The organism is Niallia sp. FSL K6-0212, from assembly GCF_038007605.1.
Lineage (GTDB): Bacteria > Bacillota > Bacilli > Bacillales > Cytobacillaceae > Niallia > Niallia circulans.
Map to the genome: position 1 here is coordinate 4,496,288 of NZ_JBBOXL010000001.1, position 16,676 is coordinate 4,512,963.

The 16,676-nt window shown below is 31.2% G+C and carries 24 protein-coding genes and 2 pseudogenes; 10 read left to right on the top strand and 16 right to left on the bottom strand.

The annotated features are described in order from the left end of the window. Positions 1-18: 18 nt before the first annotated feature. The 4 genes from MHH96_RS21735 to MHH96_RS21750 all read left to right on the top strand — a co-directional run bounded on the left by MHH96_RS21735 (position 19) and on the right by MHH96_RS21750 (position 2,717). Complete coding sequence (locus tag MHH96_RS21735) at positions 19-507, top strand: hypothetical protein (protein WP_341117994.1); 489 nt, start codon at positions 19-21, stop codon at positions 505-507. A 525-nt stretch (positions 508-1,032) separates the two neighbouring features. Then, a complete protein-coding gene (locus tag MHH96_RS21740; protein ID WP_341117995.1) occupies positions 1,033-1,530 on the top strand; it encodes a hypothetical protein in 498 nt (165 codons plus the stop codon). Positions 1,531-1,719: 189 nt separating this feature from the next. Next, a complete protein-coding gene (locus MHH96_RS21745) occupies positions 1,720-1,860 on the top strand; it encodes an SHOCT domain-containing protein (protein WP_341117996.1) in 141 nt (46 codons plus the stop codon). Between the two features lie 143 nt (positions 1,861-2,003). Continuing rightward, the gene (locus MHH96_RS21750; protein WP_321198357.1) at positions 2,004-2,717 is read left to right on the top strand and encodes an Ltp family lipoprotein; all 714 of its coding nucleotides are present in this window, start codon (positions 2,004-2,006) and stop codon (positions 2,715-2,717) included. A gap of 92 nt (positions 2,718-2,809) precedes the next feature. On the opposite strand, the gene MHH96_RS21755 is transcribed toward MHH96_RS21750, so the two are convergent. Continuing rightward, a complete protein-coding gene (locus MHH96_RS21755) occupies positions 2,810-3,037 on the bottom strand; it encodes a WYL domain-containing protein (RefSeq protein ID WP_412973485.1) in 228 nt (75 codons plus the stop codon). Positions 3,038-3,144: 107 nt separating this feature from the next. Between MHH96_RS21755 and MHH96_RS21760 the strand changes: the two genes are divergently transcribed. The 3 genes from MHH96_RS21760 (at position 3,145) to MHH96_RS21770 (ending at position 5,131) form a co-directional block, all read left to right on the top strand. After that, positions 3,145-3,474, top strand: coding sequence for a YolD-like family protein (locus MHH96_RS21760; RefSeq protein ID WP_095259006.1), 330 nt, complete (start codon positions 3,145-3,147; stop codon positions 3,472-3,474). A 14-nt stretch (positions 3,475-3,488) separates the two neighbouring features. After that, complete coding sequence (locus tag MHH96_RS21765) at positions 3,489-3,851, top strand: hypothetical protein (protein ID WP_095259007.1); 363 nt, start codon at positions 3,489-3,491, stop codon at positions 3,849-3,851. A 398-nt stretch (positions 3,852-4,249) separates the two neighbouring features. Beyond that, on the top strand, positions 4,250-5,131 hold the full coding sequence (locus tag MHH96_RS21770) for a hypothetical protein (protein WP_095259009.1): 882 nt from the start codon (positions 4,250-4,252) through the stop codon (positions 5,129-5,131). A 531-nt stretch (positions 5,132-5,662) separates the two neighbouring features. On the opposite strand, the pseudogene MHH96_RS21775 reads toward MHH96_RS21770, so the two are convergent. Further along, positions 5,663-6,400 (bottom strand): annotated as a pseudogene (locus tag MHH96_RS21775) (PBSX family phage terminase large subunit); the annotation flags it as partial. Further along, positions 6,387-7,307, bottom strand: a pseudogene (locus tag MHH96_RS21780) (terminase small subunit). The pseudogenes MHH96_RS21780 and MHH96_RS21775, both read right to left, overlap by 14 nt. Positions 7,308-7,444: 137 nt before the next feature. Here MHH96_RS21780 and MHH96_RS21785 point away from each other — a divergent pair. Both MHH96_RS21785 and MHH96_RS21790 read left to right on the top strand, forming a co-directional pair. Further along, positions 7,445-7,765 carry a transposase gene (locus MHH96_RS21785; RefSeq protein WP_341117997.1) on the top strand — a complete coding sequence of 107 codons (321 nt, stop codon included), beginning with the start codon at positions 7,445-7,447 and terminating at the stop codon, positions 7,763-7,765. Between the two features lie 82 nt (positions 7,766-7,847). Beyond that, complete coding sequence (locus tag MHH96_RS21790; protein WP_445669012.1) at positions 7,848-8,636, top strand: IS3 family transposase; 789 nt, start codon at positions 7,848-7,850, stop codon at positions 8,634-8,636. A gap of 48 nt (positions 8,637-8,684) precedes the next feature. Here the strand turns inward: MHH96_RS21790 and MHH96_RS21795 are convergent, their stop codons facing one another. The 12 genes from MHH96_RS21795 to MHH96_RS21850 form a co-directional block, all read right to left on the bottom strand. Beyond that, positions 8,685-9,317, bottom strand: coding sequence for a hypothetical protein (locus tag MHH96_RS21795; protein WP_341117998.1), 633 nt, complete (start codon positions 9,315-9,317; stop codon positions 8,685-8,687). A 9-nt stretch (positions 9,318-9,326) separates the two neighbouring features. Then, complete coding sequence (locus MHH96_RS21800; protein WP_341117999.1) at positions 9,327-10,274, bottom strand: hypothetical protein; 948 nt, start codon at positions 10,272-10,274, stop codon at positions 9,327-9,329. 53 nt (positions 10,275-10,327) lie between these two features. Next, positions 10,328-10,561, bottom strand: a complete 234-nt coding sequence (locus MHH96_RS21805) for a hypothetical protein (RefSeq protein ID WP_341118001.1) — start codon at positions 10,559-10,561, stop codon at positions 10,328-10,330. Positions 10,562-10,692: 131 nt separating this feature from the next. Continuing rightward, positions 10,693-10,908, bottom strand: a complete 216-nt coding sequence (locus MHH96_RS21810; protein WP_341118002.1) for a hypothetical protein — start codon at positions 10,906-10,908, stop codon at positions 10,693-10,695. A 3-nt stretch (positions 10,909-10,911) separates the two neighbouring features. Beyond that, complete coding sequence (locus MHH96_RS21815; RefSeq protein WP_341118003.1) at positions 10,912-11,145, bottom strand: hypothetical protein; 234 nt, start codon at positions 11,143-11,145, stop codon at positions 10,912-10,914. A gap of 6 nt (positions 11,146-11,151) precedes the next feature. Continuing rightward, complete coding sequence (locus tag MHH96_RS21820) at positions 11,152-11,340, bottom strand: hypothetical protein (protein ID WP_445669001.1); 189 nt, start codon at positions 11,338-11,340, stop codon at positions 11,152-11,154. Between the two features lie 93 nt (positions 11,341-11,433). Continuing rightward, positions 11,434-12,138 carry a hypothetical protein gene (locus tag MHH96_RS21825; protein WP_341118004.1) on the bottom strand — a complete coding sequence of 235 codons (705 nt, stop codon included), beginning with the start codon at positions 12,136-12,138 and terminating at the stop codon, positions 11,434-11,436. A gap of 125 nt (positions 12,139-12,263) precedes the next feature. Then, complete coding sequence (locus tag MHH96_RS21830; protein WP_341118005.1) at positions 12,264-13,073, bottom strand: hypothetical protein; 810 nt, start codon at positions 13,071-13,073, stop codon at positions 12,264-12,266. Positions 13,074-13,270: 197 nt separating this feature from the next. Next, on the bottom strand, positions 13,271-14,020 hold the full coding sequence (locus MHH96_RS21835) for a UPF0489 family protein (protein ID WP_341118006.1): 750 nt from the start codon (positions 14,018-14,020) through the stop codon (positions 13,271-13,273). 24 nt (positions 14,021-14,044) lie between these two features. Then, the gene (locus MHH96_RS21840) at positions 14,045-14,761 is read right to left on the bottom strand and encodes a hypothetical protein (RefSeq protein ID WP_341118008.1); all 717 of its coding nucleotides are present in this window, start codon (positions 14,759-14,761) and stop codon (positions 14,045-14,047) included. Further along, positions 14,703-14,903 (bottom strand): XtrA/YqaO family protein, encoded by a 201-nt coding sequence (locus tag MHH96_RS21845; RefSeq protein ID WP_341118009.1) that lies wholly within the window; start codon positions 14,901-14,903, stop codon positions 14,703-14,705. Before MHH96_RS21845 ends, MHH96_RS21840 begins: the two co-directional genes overlap by 59 nt. A gap of 89 nt (positions 14,904-14,992) precedes the next feature. Then, positions 14,993-15,220 (bottom strand): ASCH/PUA domain-containing protein, encoded by a 228-nt coding sequence (locus tag MHH96_RS21850; protein WP_445669002.1) that lies wholly within the window; start codon positions 15,218-15,220, stop codon positions 14,993-14,995. 138 nt (positions 15,221-15,358) lie between these two features. On the opposite strand from MHH96_RS21850, the gene MHH96_RS21855 reads away from it, so the two are divergent. Then, entirely contained in the window at positions 15,359-15,760 is a 402-nt protein-coding gene (locus MHH96_RS21855; protein ID WP_172867332.1) for a VOC family protein, read from the top strand. A 98-nt stretch (positions 15,761-15,858) separates the two neighbouring features. On the opposite strand, the gene MHH96_RS21860 is transcribed toward MHH96_RS21855, so the two are convergent. Beyond that, entirely contained in the window at positions 15,859-16,632 is a 774-nt protein-coding gene (locus MHH96_RS21860; protein ID WP_341118011.1) for a DNA-methyltransferase, read from the bottom strand. Positions 16,633-16,676 lie beyond the last annotated feature (44 nt).

Genomic DNA, 16,676 nt, shown 5'->3' on the forward strand with positions numbered 1-16,676 from the left:
AAAGGAAGAAAACAATTTATGGTCTTGCTTACTATTTCAATAATCTTATTTAATTTCATTGCATATAAGAAAAATAAAATACCTACAATGAACAGAAAAGTAAGTCTATGGACTTTTACTATTGCCTTTCAGATCAGTTTTGATATGATTATTGAATTTAAGTACGGAGGGTATTGGTATTTTGATAAAGGTGTAGATTGGTTTGGAGTTTTTGCACACACGATTTTAATTCCTCCAATCAATATACTATTTATAAGCTACTTTCCATTTAACCACAGTATTATTAAAAAGGCATTATATATTGCTTACTGGACAGCAGGGATTACAATGTATGAAGCACTGACTTTACTCCCTAAACCTTTGGGCTATTTTCATTTAGGCTGGTGGAAATTGTGGTTTGAATTTATTATTGTACCTATTCTCCTACTTATGATATTGGGTTATTATAAATGGATTAGTAAGTTAGAAATGATAGCATTGAATATTAACAAAAGGAGCAATAAATAATATATTCTTTAGATTCTTAAAAATATTCCTCTGATTCAAACAAGTATTATTTTTTGCGTCCGGTGAATATAGCTTAGTTCTTATTATTCCAAAAAAACTCCTATTTAAGGAATGTACTATATCGTAAGCTTTGCTTACTTTACCTATCTAGTACTCCCGTATATATAACTTCGCTTATTAAATAATTGATGTAATTCTTTATAAAATGTGTTGAGTTTGTCTTATATAACAAACGGGGCAGCATTCCTGTAATAAGTGAAACGTTTATGGTAGAAAAGTGGCAGGTTAATGGAACAAAAAACAGGATTTCTTAGTTATTTTGTCGAAATGGATTAATAATCGTGAAAATGGGGTGAATCGTAAAATAGGGGCAGGTTAACGTAAATAAAGTATAAATCAATTAAGGGAGTTTAGGGGGAAATTATGTTAATTTCTACAATAATTATGGGCTGGATAGGAATTATAATTTTCTTAATTATTGTTTTTACATTTCAAAAGATGGCTAAAAGTAACGAGTTTGCATTTATGCACATATTGATGGCTTTAATGTATGCAATGTGGTTACCTTTACCATTGGCATTAAATCAATTATTTAATTCGGAGTCCCTACAAGTAGGCTCTATATTTGGATTAGCATATTTATTTATGCTAATTATTTCAATGTCTCTTCAAACAGGACACATTACATATATGGTAAAACATAATGATGATAAATCTATTACAGAAAGTCAAGGTAATTATATGATGGCAACATTATCTAATCCATTTGAACTAGTAGCTAATATTTTTAAATGTATTTGGTCAGTATTTCTATGCATCACTTTCTGGAAAGATGAACAAGTGATAATGACAAGTCTTATGTTTTTATTTAGTTTACTTCTTTTTTATTATTTATTTATAATGCTAGATACAAGTTTATTAAAACGAGTTAAGGTTTTATCAAAGGTAAAAGCGAATCCATTTATTATTAATCTTGAAACACTATTTTTCTTCATTATTTTAATGAGTTATATTACATTTTAATCTTCAAGGAATGTGAAGTGTTACACTTAAACTAAACGGGTTCGTTTGTTAATTAAAAGAAAAGCCCCCTCTATTGAGTAGGCTTTTCTTATGCGTGCAGCTTATAGTGCTTAGTAATGAAGGAGGCAGCTATATAGAATACATTAATCTCCTTATTATCCCGGTCTATAAATCCCTTTATTCTTGAGTATGAAAAGTGGTCAGAATTCAGAAAACAAACAAGAAATTGATACAGCAAGTGAAATTCGTAAATTTAAAGAATTACTTGATGATGGAATTATTTCAGCAGAAGAGTTTGAAGACAAGAAGAAACAACCATTGGATTTATAAAAAGAAGCCCTTCTCAAACGAGTCGGGTCTTTTCTATCATTTTCCTTTTGTCTAGTTTTGTCGAATCTATAGTATTATTTTCTCTGTAAATGTAAAATACTGTTGCTAGATAGATAAATACAGGAAATTAGGGGGAAGTCAACTTGGCTAAGAAAGAGAAAGTAAAAAAACCATTTTATAAAAAGTGGTGGGTTTGGTTATTAGCGGTCATCATTATCGGTTCCTTAGCAAATATGGGCGAAGATTCTGATCAAACCGCTCCAACTACAGACGAAAAGACAAGTGAAGAAGTAGCTTCAACAAATGATAGTAGTGAAAAAGCTGGAAAAGAAGAAGCTGAGAAGAAAGCAGCCGAAAAAAAGGCTGCAACTGAGGAAGCCGAAAAGAAAAAAGCTGAAGAAGAGAAAAAAGCCAAAGAGGAAGAAGAAAAGAAAGCTAAAGAAGAAGCAGAAAAGGCAAAAGCTGAAGCTGAGGAGAAAGCTGAAGAAGAAGCAGAAAAGGCAAAAGCTGAAGCTGAGAAGAAAGCTGAAGAAGAAGCAGCAGAGAAGAAAGCTGCGGCCGCTGGAGTTGAAGGTGCTAATGCTTTAAGTGCTGCTAGAGGATATATCGACTACACTTCTTTCAGTCATAAAGGACTTGCTGATCAATTATCATTTGAAGGCTATTCACAAGACTCAATTAACTATGCTATGGAAATAATGGACACGGAAGTAGATTGGAACGAACAAGCAGAGCTGACAGCACAAAGCTATCTGGATTACACAAGTTTTTCACAGTCTGGACTTGTTGACCAACTAGTATTTGATGGATTTACTAATGAACAGGCACAGCACGGAGCAGACTTTGCATTTCAATAATAATAGTAATCCCCACTTACAAAGAGCGGGGATTTTTTTGTGCATCGTTTATAAAGTTCCAATGACTAAGTCAAATGGTTTTTCAAAAAGGCTTATGCATGCAATAATTCCCCCTTCTCTTTTTTGAAGGAAGCAGCTAAGATGGAATCAACTTTAAAGATACGTGGCTGTTTCTTCGCTAAGCAATATGCCTTTATATATGTTTCGGTTACTCTATTTACTAAAATTGATCTTTGAGACACTGAATTATCTTTCTTAATATAGATAATCTCAATTGGTTTACCTTCCACAAATGCTCTTTCTAGTTGCTTTATCATCATAAACTACCTCCCTTTTGGATACATTATATACGAACGTTCGTTCGAAAACATACCGAAACCGAACAATTGTTCTTATATAATTATCCTATCGAAAAGGAGTTGGGGATATGTTAAAAGACCGGGGTACTAAAAAGTGGGTAGCGATGATGCTGCCTGAACATGTAGCAGGAGTAAAAGAAGTTATTGAGAGCCAAAATAAGATTGAACAGCCTGTTTTAGATGAGGATAAATTAAATGATATAGACATACTAATACATGAAGGCATGGAATATAATCAACTGCTTAAATTTAGCCTTTTTAACAACGGTTATATAGATACTTTGATTGGCCGTACTGTTTATATTGACTACCTTAATAACCAGCTGCGTATTCAAGACGAGAAAGATTATATACATTACATCTCTTTTAGAAAACTTGTGGACGTAGAAAAAGCATAAATGGAGCAGATGTTATGAGTAGACTTAATGATGAAGAAAGAGACATTTTTGAGAATGCTATATACTTACCGATGCTTCATACTGTACTTGATCGAGATTATAAAGTAGCTGAGACTACACCGTTTAAACTCAATCAAGCCTATCTAAACTTAATCGAACACACAATGAAACAGGTACAAAAAGATATGCGAGAAAATAATAATAAGATGTCTAAAAATAAATGGAAATTGGTCAAGGGTGAAAGTGATGAAGCTTTTACGGAATATAATTTTTATATCAACGGATATCATGAAGTACATCGATACTTTAACTACAATCTAAGAAATAACACAGAAAAGTTACTTAATCATTATTTTTTACATCGGTATACAGATTAGTGATCTAGTGGAAACCATTTTGGGTGCTGAGCTATTATTTCTTTTAAAGTTCCATAGTCGATTGTTTTTCTATAACAACCGCATTGTTGGTGTGTTAGGGTATGTACTGCATCTACATATATTTTTTCGTTCAACAAAATATTCCTATTGCAAATTGTGCAACGGATTTGATTATTATATATAAAATGGCTTTTAGATAGTCTTATAACACTCATATTTTCTTTCCTCCTTTCTATAAGAGGCTTCTTTATTTTCTAGGTGGATTCCTTTTCGTTCACAAAAAATACTAAATATATGGATAAATCTATCAGTATTGAAAACTCAAGCTATCAATCTATTGACTTATCTTGTAAACGCTGTATAATATATCCATAAATACAAAAAAGTGAGGATATAGTGTGAAAAAACTTTCGAAATTACTATTATTTGTTGCAACTGTTTTTTTCTTTTCTACAGTTACAGAACCAATTTCATCTTTAGCTGATAGTCCGCCAACGCAAAACTTTGAAGAAGAATTCTTTAATGATAAAGGAAATTTAGAAGATTTAACCTATAAAGAATTAGATAATTTAAGTGATTCAGAGCTTAAAGATTTAGGCGTATATACAGGTGAGGATGCAGAAGAATTTACTGAAGAAATACTTGATGGTAATTTTGATTTTGAAGCTGCAGTTGAGGATTTAGATATCTCTAAAATGGATTATGCAGAGAAAGATAAATTCTTGAAAATTGTTAAGGAAACAGCTACTATTTCTGGAACTGATGAAGTAGAATTATTAGAAGAAGCACTTATAAATCTTTTCGATGGAAGTTCTGAAACTTTTAATGATTTAGAAGCCACTCAACAGGAGCTAGAGGAGAAATATGAAGAACAATTGAACACAGATGATGATACTTTATTTTCCAAAATAGAAAATTTCTTCGCTGCTGATAAAGCTTATGCTGCTAAGAAAAAAGGAAAGATTGCCGTTGGAGTCAATCTTGCAGCGGCAGCATTTAACGTAGTAATCTTCGGAGTAGTTGGAGGAACAGTATTTGGCGTAAAGAATTACATTAAAAAGAAAGGAGCTAAAAAAGCTAAAGAAACTCTATCGAGAGTCGCTACAGCACAAGCTAAAAAACTTAAAATTAAAACAATACGAGGTGTGTCAATAGCAACAATAATTGGTGTAGCTATTGATTTTGCTCTAAACTATTATAATCCAGGAAGTATAATAGCAAATATTATTGATAGTAAAGATTGGTATAAAAAGAATGGATGGATTGATATCACAAAATGAGATATTTAGGATATTTATTATACTTCATTATTGCGACTATTTTATTTTATTACACAAGTGAATTTGTATCAAATCAAGAAGATGGTTCTGTGGGACAATACGCTGGCAGAATTATACGTGTGTTGATTCTCCTTTTGACTGGATACTTAGTAGCTCTTAAAATTAAAAATAGAGCATAAGTCATCAATGGATTTTATTAAAAGTATCAGCATGAATGCTGTCTAAATAGCATTCATGCTGATATTTTTTTCATAGGGTACATTATAGAAACTCCATCCCCATTACTTTATGCGGATTATTTGTTTTGGATAAATAAGGTTTTCATTTTTGATACTTGGATTTAACTTCAAAATAAATATATTTTCTACTAATGTTCTATATCCTTAAAAAAATCATTCCTCATTCCTCCTTAATTAGTAAATAATTTCTCATGTTCTGGAAAAATCCTAGAGTATATATGAATAAATTTCGTCTGTTTGCATTTTTATTACTTATTATGTGATATTTGTAACTACACCTTAAGAATTTTCACATATTATTGAAATGGTTCATATTGTATACCATTTCGCCTAAACCTATTACTTCTCCGTTGTACATCCAGCGCCAGTAATCATAATCATTTTCTTTGTACTTCTCGATTTTCCTAATCATCTGGGCAGATAGGAAACCTTTTGCATCATCGAGATATGTTGAATGATGGATAAAATAATCATCATCAGAAGACTTTCCATCTAACCTTTAATAATCCAGCTATACGGATTTCTAGGTGGGTTATAAGAGAAATATACCTTTACCTCTTTTTCTTCAATCTCTTGACGGATGAATGTATCTTCTACAATATCTATATCTTCAACACCAGCAAATTCTGCAGCTTCTTCAAACCACAATGCCATTACATAACCTTTTAGCAATCTTTGCTGACTTTAGTTTCATTGGATCATCACAGCCATAGAAGTAAAAGGCTGTATTTGTTGCCTTATGTTTTATCATTAATGGACTCTTACCAAAGTAAAATTCCTCTTCTACTTTTAGCATATAAATGGCCCATTTTATTTGCTCATAAATAGAAGTCGATAGATACTTACCGACTTTTCTTAAACATACAACATTGCCTAATGGATCATTTAAAAAATCTATAACAAGCTTTAAGCTAATTACAGACGATTTCATGGAAGAACGTCCACCTTTTGCAATTATATGAGATTGTTCGGCTAACCATAAGGAGTAGAAGTTCTTATTGATGAGGTCGGTTATCTTAATTAGATTCATCTTCTAATACCTTCCTCATTTCATCCTCGTTTGTTACGATAACCGTTGTAGATGAATCAACATTATCAATCTTTGTTTCCAGTCTAACCTTTTCAATCTCTGCTTTAAGCTTTTCTTCCTGTAAACGTTTCTTATCATTCTCCGATAACAAATCAAAGTACTTAGATAACATCTCTAAAGCTTTCATTTTATCTGCAAGTTTAACGGATACTCCATCTTTATCTTTTTTCACTTCGGTTATAATGGTTCCATCAATTTCCTATGAATCAATAAAATCTACGTAGATCGCTTCTACCATGATTGGATTGCCATCTTCATCTTCCAAAGGACCAAAGGCTCCCATCGCTTGGACTTCTTTCTTACCGAATTTTGCAAAGTCTGTTACATCTGCGAAAGCTATATCAATGTATTTTTGAAGTACATCTTTAGCACCTAATTTCAAGTCATTCATCTGTTCTTCTTTTATTCTATCTATTTCTTTTGCAATCTTAGGATTTCTTAGATGACGGTGCCCTTCTACCATTGCAGTCGAATAAGCACAACCATAAGCCTTCTGATATGCCTTAGTAGCATTAAAGTATTTAAGGTGATAAATACAAAAAAGCCTTTGTTTGTCTGTCAGTTCATCCGACTCAATCAAAGGTTCTTGTTCTTCACTATTCTGTTTTCTCTGCTGCTTTTGCTGTTTGTTATTCTTTTGTTGTACAACATTCTTTGTTTTATTCTTTTTTTGTTGTACAACATTGTCTTTTTTATCTTGTCCCCATTTATCCCGAGACTTCCAGACAGCTACTTTCTTCTCGTCTATATCGAGTTGATTTGCTATCTCTCTATTTGTTATTTCTCCGTTGCGTTCTTTCCATAAATTATACGCTTTATCTCTGTTTGGATCTCTTGCTCTCGCCATATTACATTCACCTGCTACCTCCAACTTTGCTTTGAAGAAAAATAAACACCTAATATGATATTATCCCCTTTAAGTAGACAATGTTAAAAAAACTACAGTACGCTGTAGATAAACATTTACTTAAAGGGGATTTTTCTATGTCTAGAAAAAATAATACGTATTCAAGTGATTTGAAATTAGAAATTGTACAAGCCTATTTAACAGGCAATGAGAGTATGCAAAAAATTGCGAATTGTTATGAAATTCGTAATGTTTCTCAAGTGAAGGCTTGGGTTAAGAAATTCAAAGAAGTAGGCTCAATTGAAGCCTTTGAACGTCTACCATCGGTAGGTTCTGGCGCAAAAGGTGTGAAGAATCCACTAAAAGGTAAAAGAATTCATTTTAAGCATGTCGAAGAAGAACGTGATTATTATAAGGCTCAGGTTGAATACCTAAAAAAGCAGTATCCAAATCTGTAAACGGAGGAATGCCTACTTTCCCAATCGTTATCACATTATCGAAGAAATGAAAGATTGTTATCCAATTACTTCGCTCACTGAAATGGCAAAAGTAGAACGTTCAGGCTATTATAAGTGGCTCAAAAATGGCAAGGTATCATTACGTAAACAGGATGATATCCTTTTAAAGGAGCACATTTTAGCGATTCATCAAACGCATAAAATGTATGGTTACCCCCGTATGAAAATCGCTTTACGAGATAAAGGATTTCATGTAAATCATAAGAAAGTTTATCGGTTAATGACTGAGCTGGGTATTCAATCGATTATCCGTAAAAAGCGTAGAGTATGGGGAAATCGTATATCGCGTGTATTTGATAATGTGTTAGAGCGTCAATTTAAAGAGCGTGTAGAAAATGAGGTACTCGTGACAGATATTACGTATCTACCAACGAAAGGTGGTTTTCTCTACTTATCGGCTGTGCAAGATTTATATAACAACGAAATTGTTGCTTGGAAGATTAGCGAACGTAACGATTTAGAACTAGTCATGGATACGCTACAGGAATTGACGGCAAAAAGAAATGTGTATCGAAGCATCATTCACTCCGACCAAGGCTTTCAATACACATCAATTAAATATCATCAAACAGTAGAACAACTTGGCATGATAGGCAGTCATTCTCGTAAAGGAAACCGCCACGATAATGCTTGTATAGAGTCATTCTTTTCTCACTTTAAAAGTGAGTGTTTGTATCTGTTACACGATAATTCGGAAGTAGCAGTGAGACAAGCTGTTGAACAATACATCTATTTCTATAACTTCCAACGCTTCCAAAAACGACTCAACCACCTGGCACCGATAGAATATCGACACCAGATGGCTGCTTAGTCTTTTTAAAGCTGTCTACTTGACAGGGGTAAGTCCAATATATGGTGTTTACTCATCATTTTTTTTAAGTTGTTCTATAGCACTTGCTATAGCATGACTTGAAAACAACTGGTACAAATTGTATATAAATGATTTCATTTCAATAAGCGCATTTACTATAAAAACTATATAAATACTCACAAAAACAGAAAATAACTTATTATTTAGTTCCTTATTGAAATATACAAAATACCACCCTTCAGGCAAATTACCTAAAATAATACTAAGTAGAAAATTTATTATAATAATTGTTAAGTACAGAATTGAAATAGAAAAGAAAAAATAATTATATTCTTGAAATTTACTTCTATCATTTTCGTTTGCTCTCATTAAAGCCATTAAAGTTCTACCATTTGTTAGAGCCTGAAATATTGCATATCCAGTTATTATAATAGCAAATATCGGAATGATTATAATATACACGTTATTTATTATTTCTATCGTAGATGTAATCCCATCAATGTTCTTAACAAGAAATAATGAGTAGAAATTGTATATTATTATAAAAAGTATAGTTAACCACAGAATTCTTTTTAAAGAAGGTTTTAAACTATATATACTTTTTAAAAATAATTTTAATGACGTATCATCCTTCATGATATTATCTATAGATTTAATTAACTTTCCTTTATTACCATTCATGATAGCCTCCTATTTATTATTGAAAAGGCTCTCCAATTTTGAAAAAAACTTACTATAAATATTATTATTCTCTTCACTCGTATCATTATATTCTTGTTGATTTATAACTTTACTAGAAATTATATCCGCATTCTCATGAAACGGTAAGTTATCATCAATATCAATTTGGGTACTTTCACTAAAATCCTTATCACGTAATGTCCTTGCTGCACCGTTACCATATATGACCTTGAGTGTAGGTTTTACTGTTCCTTTTGTATCTTTTAAGATATCACCCATTTTTTTATGGTTTTTAGGATTATTGAATTGTGCATTTCCGGTTTTACTATCCACTTCATATAACATTTCTCTTAATTCATTAAATAAACCATTAGGTGATATATCTCCATTAAGTGGATAAAATCTAAGTACAGCTTTCTCAATTTTTTTTACTTTCTTTAATTCTTCCTCAATCTTTCCTTCATAAGGAATTGTTACTACATTCAAATTAGGTCTTGGAAGTTTTTTTTCATTTTTATCTACACTTGCATTATGATTATTCACAAATGTCTTTAAAATAAAAGAAGCTGTTCTATCAAAATCGCTAACAGTAGGACTACCCTTTTGATTTTTCACTAAGGCCATCCTATGGTTCTTCAAATTTATAATAAAATATGAAAAAGGATCTGAAGGAATCTTATCATTAGTGGTTACTAAAACACCATTCTCATCATACCTTGTTTTAATATCAAGGTGCGTTTTCTTAACGAACAATCCCATTAAAACAAAAACACCATTCTTAATACTTAACTCTACACCTTCAAACAAGTAATCATTATCATTCCGTTTATTTTTATATACTATCCCATCTCGAAAGGCTGGTAATATTATATCTTCAAAATGATTTAGTAAGGGTTCATGTTCTTTTCCAAATGTACAATTAAAATTCGCTATATTTAAATGTTTTTTTTCTATCATAGTAATTCCCCCCCTCCTTTATCCATTCGACAAAAGGAGATATTTCCCTTCATTTATCTAACCAAACTTTGTACCCACGATAAATAATTTGTCGTAAAAGAATAATACAAACCAGCCAATAATGCTGCAATTGCAAGAAAGTTAGCTAACGGCTTCGGTACTCTTATTAACTTCAATAAGATATAAACTAAAATAAATGCTATTGCTCCAGTAAACATCACTATTCCAATTTGGATAGCCATTCCATTAACGGTATCCCCGACAGGACTAAAATCAATTTTTTCCATAAAACAACTCCAAATGTTATATCGGGTAATTATGGAAAAGTGGTTGTTCTTTTTACTTTACCGAAGGTAATGCTCTCTAACGAAATTAGAGGAAGCAGCTTATTAACAGCCTCCCCGTCCTACCTTCCATTTTACACTGCCGATTTTTCACCATGCAAAAGTTTGGAAAAAGTCGTATTTGTGCCGATTTGCGCCTTAATTTCAGCTCTTAATTTAACTACAGAATCTCTAGAAATCTCTAAATATACCGCTATTTGCTGCCGAGTCATTCCGCTTAGCATACAATCATAAACAATTTTCAGTATTTCTTTGTCTAAGAAATCTCCAGCGCTCTCAATAGCAAACACTTTTCATTGATATTCTTGCAATCTCATTATTTGCTTTTGTTCTCGAATATCCATGTCCCTCAATTCTTCTTTGCTCTTGCCAGAACTTCCATGAGGTAATGTTGCTTCAACCCCATATTGAGCCACTACCCAGGATCGTATAGGTACAGATTTCCCATAAATAATTCTTTGTAGCCTTTCAATTTCTCTTTTCATCATTCGGTAATCCCTAATTAATTCTGCGATATTTATCTCCATTCATAATTACCCCCTTTGTCTTAATGCACCATTATGTCTTCTATATGTTGGCTTTCCCATGCCCATTAGCTCTTCTAAGTCTCTATGTGAAAGATCTTCTTCCTTTTTTGCAACTGATTTTTTCTTAGGTGATTGAGTCTTAAGATGTTGTTTTTCCCATTCTTTAAGCTGTGTTTTTAATAGTGGATTCATCATTATCACCTCTTATGGATAAATAAAAAAGGACACCAAACGAAACGGTGCTAACCGCTTGTTCAGTGTCCTCCAGTTGACTGGTAGAATTTATTATTAATACAATAAGTATTTATCAAGTATATCAATAATCTCATTGTCAGTTGTAATTTCTAAAGTTTCATCCTTTAATACACTTATAAGAAAAGATAAATCTTCGGAATTAATATCATTAGCTAAAATTAAGCCTTCTAAAACTTCACAAGTATAGTTATTAAGAAATCTTTTACTCCATAATTTACTATTATGCATTATTCTAGTTGATTGTTCTAAACCAAAAATATCTGTTAACAAAGTCCAAATTCCATATAATTTTTGACTACTTTTTATATAAGAATATATCACATCATCCTCTATTTTTGATGACTTTAGTATATCTAAGGAATAATCCAAGAAAAAAAAACAAATACTTAATCGACTAGCTTCTATTTCCTTTTCTTTCTCATCAAAAACCGCTACTAAACTGTTATGCTTCAATACAGAGCTCATCAGTTTTGAATTTCCATAGCTTATTTTGATTGAGATATTCGTTATTATATTTTGTATATCTATTTTTTTCTCAACGACATATCCTTTTTTATAGGGGATTTTTATTTGTGTTTCTAGTAAAGAGAGAATTTCATATAAGTTAGGAGCAATTATTTCTTGATATATAGTTTTGGCTTCTTTCTCCTTTTCTCTTTTCAATGAAAACCAATGAGATAAAACTTGCGCAACTATTGCTCCAATGAATGCTGAAAATAGCGGTAAATATTTAACCAATAGATCCCTCCTAATTATAAATTTATCTTATCCTTCACCTGTAAATATAATTTCTTAATCTATAAAAAAATATAATTCTGATAAACAGCCAACACCTAATCATACTTTTAATTATAATTGACATCTTACAAAGTATTTTTTCTTTTATGATTAATTAACCTTAAAAAATTCTTATGTATTGCATTCTTAATAATATCGTTAGAATACTCGTATTTATTTTCGTATTCAGGTGATAGGAATTCACTAATCTTATAAATTCTTTCACTTAGGCTTGAAATACTAAGATTTTTATAGCTTGAAATAAAACCAGAAAGATTGTTCTTAATTTCTCCTGTTAAAAAAATTGAGACATAAGAAGAATTTATTTCTATTTCGCTTTCAATTTCGTTTTCTGTAATATGATAATCGAATCCCAATTCCTTTAGTTCCTCTAACAAAGACTTTAATTGCAAATCTTCTTCATAAACATAAACTTCATTTACAAAAATCTTATCTAAGTTTAAGATTTTTGATAAGAAAAAGCGATGATTTCCATCTCCACATATATAATATCTATCCTCATGTTTTTTATATGCTATATACAATTTTGTTTTATCAATCCTTGAGTTCATATTCACATAATAGTCTGGATTAATTATATAATTGTATATATTAATATCTGCACGCTTTAATTCCTCTAATACTTCATATAAATTTTTGTTGTTGTACCTAGAATGTCTAGTACCAATAATTTTATTAGGATTTATATATATATCAGTTAATATATCCGTTTGGTACTCCCAAACTTTAAGCTCGTATTCTTTTATGAAATCATCTTTTATTTGATGTATTCTACTATTATCAATAAGTTTATTTATCAATAACTTTTCTGAATTTGTTTCTATTTTCAAAATACTATTCCATATTTCACGTTCCTTTAACTCAATCTCCTTCAATAAGGTCACTCTCTCTAATATATTAATTTAGTTTTAAATTTTTCATCCTAGAAATACTTATTACTTTCTATTTTACCAGATTAAGTCCTTTTTACCTATTTCTAATTACCTAAATACACATTTAATAAGGACACTAAACGAAACAGTGTTAACCGCTTGTTCAGTGCCCTCCAGTTGGCTGGTAGAACAATATATTTTTATATTTCAATTATATACTCTTTTATAATATCCAACATGTAATCTGCAGATTTAGGAGTGTATCCTGGCGATTGACAAAACACCAGATAATCAAATTTTTTAGTAGTTTCAAAGTTTTTCCATGGAGTTAGTTTAAAAGGGATTTCATTGTCAGTGCTTATAGGTTTAATTCGTCCATCAACTATTGCTGGCAAGGCCAAACCTACATCAATTTTACGATCATATGCTTTAAATTGGAAAAAGTTTTCTTTGGTATCAAAGTTTTTAACATGCATTTCCAAAATATCATTGTCCCATAACGAATGTAATACAAACTCTACGTTTTTGATCCACCCACAAGCTAGAGCATAAGATAAATAGTTACCCATTTGCACTTTTTGAATATCTAAAATTCCCCTTCTTTCTTCTATAGGGTAATTGATTAAGTCTTTCATGATATAGACATAACCCGCATCTCCTAGACCTGTGTCTGAATGAGCATCAATATGTGTAACTGCAAAAGGCTTTTTTAATTTACTTAATTGTATTAGTTCATCCCAAAAAAAGAATGCCTCATTATGATTTGTTATTATTCTCCCTTTTATCGGATTTTCTTTATTTAATAAACATTTATTTTCAAGAAAATTTCTAAACTCGTTTTCTCTCCAAGGTTTATAATCCTCATCATTTAATCTCTCATTATCAGAAACCCAGTGTGCTATATCATCCAAAAAAAAGTCCATGTCTATATCCAATATTCTTTGTTTCAAAAATCTTCCCCCCCCTCCTCAAACTTATCCCTTATTACTTTTCCTCAAATCTTTTTCTTCATCAATATTTTCATCTAAAACATTTAAAATTAGATTTATTCTATTTTCACCCCGATGTGAAAGAAAAAAATAATAAATTGCTATACAGAGAAAAGACATTATTCCTCCCCATATATAGTTAATATTTAAAAGAGTTAATAAATAATCGTTTTTTATCCTTCCTTGTATTAACGCTTGTATAATAAAAATAATAAAACTTAATATGGTTGCTCCAACTGTTTTATAATAAACTTTCTCAGATTGCCTATCTTTATATGCTTTAAAATAGGCTCTCATTGACCTTAAATCTTTTATTCTATTACTTGTACTTGTTTCACTTAATATCGCTTCCTCAATTTTATTCATATTTACCGGTATACTTTTTGAACCTTCTTCCTTAAATAAATGGCGAATATAATTCTCTCCACCATCTAAGTTTTCTGTCCAATCGTACAATGTTGTATATTTTTCTGATTTTTCTCTCTTTATTTCCTTTTTAAAATATTTTTCAGACCAAGGTATTATATAAATAATAACAAATATAATTATAGACATGTTTGTAAAAAGTAACTCAATTACTTTAATTTGAGTCTTGCTCCAAATTAAGAAAAAAACACCCCAACATAAAAAATGAATAAAAAATTTAAAAATCTTCTCCTTCATCAAACTTAACCCTTTTAACTTTACCTTGATATGTAACAATCTTCGTCTCTCCATGTTCCGGCAGCTGAGTAAATTTAGCTCGTCCATCACACACAACAATGGCAAAGCTTCCTTTTTGTTCCATTATATCAATTTCCAGGCGCATTGTACTAGTATTTATCTCTAATTCTTTAAGTCTCATGAGGATCACTTCCCTAAATTTATTTATCTGTTAATCTTGTTTGTTGGGTAATCCTGTAGTTTATATTTTCTCTTCTTGACTTTGTAATCTTATTTAATTCCCATCACAACATAACCTTCTTGTTGTACATAATCAGTAATATAAGTGATCTTCCTATCAAGTACTCTACCTGTAAACTTCGCTTCAGAAGGGAGATATTCTTGAAGTAGCAATACATCTCCCACCTTATAATTACGGTCATTTTTTCTTATCTCAAAGCTTTTGGTTTCTTTTGAAACCGAATCGAAATATTCTGGCTGTATTTTCAAATGATGCATTACCATTTTCCTTCACCATTCCTTTCTGCGGATAAGTTTCGTATGGTCATTAAACTTTTATATTATTTGAATAAAATAAAGGAAATTTTATCTTCTTAGCTAATAATTAAATAACGATTAATTTTAGGAGGTCTTATAATGGGTAAATTCACACCACATGTTGCAACCTTGGAAATTCCAGTTTCAAATCTAAAAAAATCACTAGATTGGTATTTAGCTATCTTTGACGTAAAAATTCATTATCAAGATAGTGTTACTGCTATGCTTACATTTGAATCTAAAGGGGTACCTACAATCTACTTAGTAGAAACAGAGAAGTTAAACAACCTATCTTTCAAAAATACACATACAGAAAATGTACATAGCATCATTGATTTTTTCACTTCCTCATTAGCTGAGTTTCATAGTTGGCTTAAAGAGCAAGACGTACTTGTCGGTACATTAAATATTGATCCCAACCACGGCTATGGGGGTTTTAGTTTTCAAGATCCTGACGGAAATTTACTTGGTGCAACAAATGTTTTGCATCCTGGGCAATAAATAAACTGCTTATCATATTAGAATTTCATATTATTTCTTTATCCTCTGTATTTTCCAAAGCATATCAAGTGGTAAAATCACTTGATATGCCTCCATCATTAAATATGTGTTTCTATCTTTACCATAGGTAATCCCAGATTTTTTCTATTTTCATTGATGCGTTCTAACCCAACCTCGCAATATTCTTTCTGTAATTCAAACCCTATCCATCTTCTATTTGTATTGTCACAAGCTACCGCCGTTGTAAATCCACCCATGCAATTATCCAAAACTATTTCCCCTTCATCTGTGTATGTTTTAACGATGTACTCAAATAGTGATAAAGGCTTTTGAGTGGGATGAAAGGTTTTACTATCTCTTGGGAAATCCAAAATGCTCTTAGGAAAGTTCTTATATCTTACATAATGTGATTTTGTTAATGTTGCATTTCGTTCGCCCAAAACTTTCATTTTAGGACTCTTTTTCACTTTCTTAGCTTGTATTGGTATTAAGCCCTGTGGATGATAAGTTGGTAATTTTTTATAAAATACACATACATTTTCATGATTTTTCAATGGCATACGGTTTGCATTTTGAAATCCTGTTATATGATTACCTTTCTTCCAAATCCACTCGTATCTAAACCACTTCATATTTGATGCAATTAATGCTGTAGTAAACGGTTGACTCGCCGTAAGAACGATAGCACCATTTTCCTTAATTACCCTTTTGTATTGTTCCCAAAGTGGTTCAAACGGAATAACGCTATCCCAATTACATTGTGTCGTTCCGTAAGGAAGATCACATAGAATAAGATCGATTGAATTATCAGGAATAGACTTCATTCCTTCTAAGCAATCCATTTGATAAATAGTGTTTTCTTTTAAACTCATTTTCTTTTCTCCTCTCAAAGATGTATAATAGGTATATCACGAAC